Genomic DNA, 1,548 nt, shown 5'->3' with positions numbered 1-1,548 from the left:
CCGGCATCCTCCTTCAACCACCCGCTCAGCTCTTCGTCGATCCCTTCGTCTTCCAGAAACGCAAGCTGATCCAAAGCCAGCAGCTGCTTGTCCACGGCCAGCTGTTCCCGCAGGCTGGCCAGCAGCCGCTTCGCATAGTCGCCCTTCTGCTCGCCCTTGGCGTGCATATGCTGCCGCAACAGGTCCGCTTCGCTGAGCTCTTCGCTTTCGTCCTCCTGCCCCAGCGCCAGGTCCGGGAACATGACCTGCAGCCAGTCGAGCAAGGACCGCCATTCTTCCCGCGCCCGGTCGTCGTCCGATTGGCAGGCAAGCAAAAAGCGGAGGAGCTTCATTGCTTCTCCGTAGCGTTCCGCTTCAAGGAGCCGGGTCAGTTCGAATTGATAAAATTCGACGGTTTTCGGAAAAAGAATCACATTGTCATTGGTCTGCCCGCTCATGAAACACCGCCTTTCTTGCTGAGCTTCTTTATGAATGCCAGTGTACCCCAAAAAAGAAGCGAAAGCAAAATCTCCCGCCGCGAGCTGCTTGCCTAAATTAGGATGCCGGATTCGGACGCGCGTTATGCGGACGTGAAAAAGCAGCCGCGGATGCCTAATAAACACGGCATCCGGGCTGCTCGTTATGCAGACGCTGTTCAGCGTTCGATTTCCCGAAATCTATTCCATTTTCATCGCGGCTTGGATGAGCTGCGCTTTAATATGCGGATTTTGATCGATGAAACCGTACATGCGGTCGACCTGCTCTTTATTTTGCAGATAGTCGCGTTCGTTTTGAATCATCTCGTGCGACCATTTCAGAAGCGCAGCTTCCGCCGCACCGAGCCGGTTCAATGCAATATGAAGTCCCGTATCGCCGACAAGCTGCTCCATCACTTCCGGAGTTACGTTACCGAGTTTTTTCGTCGTAGCGAGCTTTTGCTCAAACTCTTTATTCGCCTTCTCGAAGTTTTCTTTGGCTTCCTTGTATTCTTTCTGCTGTTCTGAGAACGTTCTTTTCATTAATGATGAACCACCTTTACCTGTTGATCAATTGTCTTCCTGCCTATCGTTCCTCTATAGCGTGAGGCAAAACCGGCGCTTTCTATACATCGGTTTCCAAAACGCAGGCCGTTATAAAAATACACCTATACGCTAAGTGTAACTTTTCTTCGGCCGTTTGTCCATTTTTTCATCAAGTTTTCCAAGGCGCGTCTCGCTCGGACAGACATCATCCGCTCCCGCCAAGCATAACCTTTAACATCTTGCTGTCATCTTTGGACCCCTTGTGGGAGCGACAGATTCTGGAAGACCGGAGAGGATGAAAGCTATGTGTGGAATCACGGGATGGATTGATTGGAACAAAGATTTGACCCAGTATCCGTCCGTTCTCGAAACGATGACGGATACGCTCGCCTCGCGCGGTCCGGATGCCTCCGGCAGCTGGATCACGCCCCGCTGCGCGCTCGGCCACCGCCGTCTGAGCGTCATGGATCCGGCAGGCGGAGCTCAGCCCATGACCCGGAAAGTCGGGGATAATACAATAACCATCGTCTATAACGGCGAGCTATAC

1 protein-coding gene and 2 pseudogenes are annotated in these 1,548 nt (G+C 52.8%); 1 reads left to right on the top strand and 2 read right to left on the bottom strand.

Annotated features, from left to right (window positions below; genetic code table 11):
* Nucleotides 1-437: pseudogene (locus QJ48_RS35115) on the bottom strand (hypothetical protein); the annotation flags it as partial.
* Between the two features lie 219 nt (nt 438-656).
* Nucleotides 657-998 (bottom strand): hypothetical protein, encoded by a 342-nt coding sequence (locus tag QJ48_RS35110; protein ID WP_054977838.1) that lies wholly within the window; start codon nt 996-998, stop codon nt 657-659.
* Between the two features lie 307 nt (nt 999-1,305).
* On the opposite strand from QJ48_RS35110, the pseudogene QJ48_RS35105 reads away from it, so the two are divergent.
* Nucleotides 1,306-1,548, top strand: a pseudogene (locus tag QJ48_RS35105) (asparagine synthetase B); the annotation flags it as partial.

Origin of the sequence: Paenibacillus sp. A3, from assembly GCF_001399685.1 — a bacterium.
Taxonomy (GTDB): Bacteria; Bacillota; Bacilli; order Paenibacillales; family NBRC-103111; genus Paenibacillus_G.
The sequence above is the reverse complement of the archived record's forward strand: the minus strand, read 5'-3'. Positions and strand labels throughout refer to the sequence as shown.

Excerpts from the sequence above, each read along its gene's own strand:
- QJ48_RS35110 (WP_054977838.1), bottom strand. The coding sequence starts at position 998 with ATGAAAAGAACGTTCTCAGAACAGCAGAAAGAATACAAGGAAGCCAAA.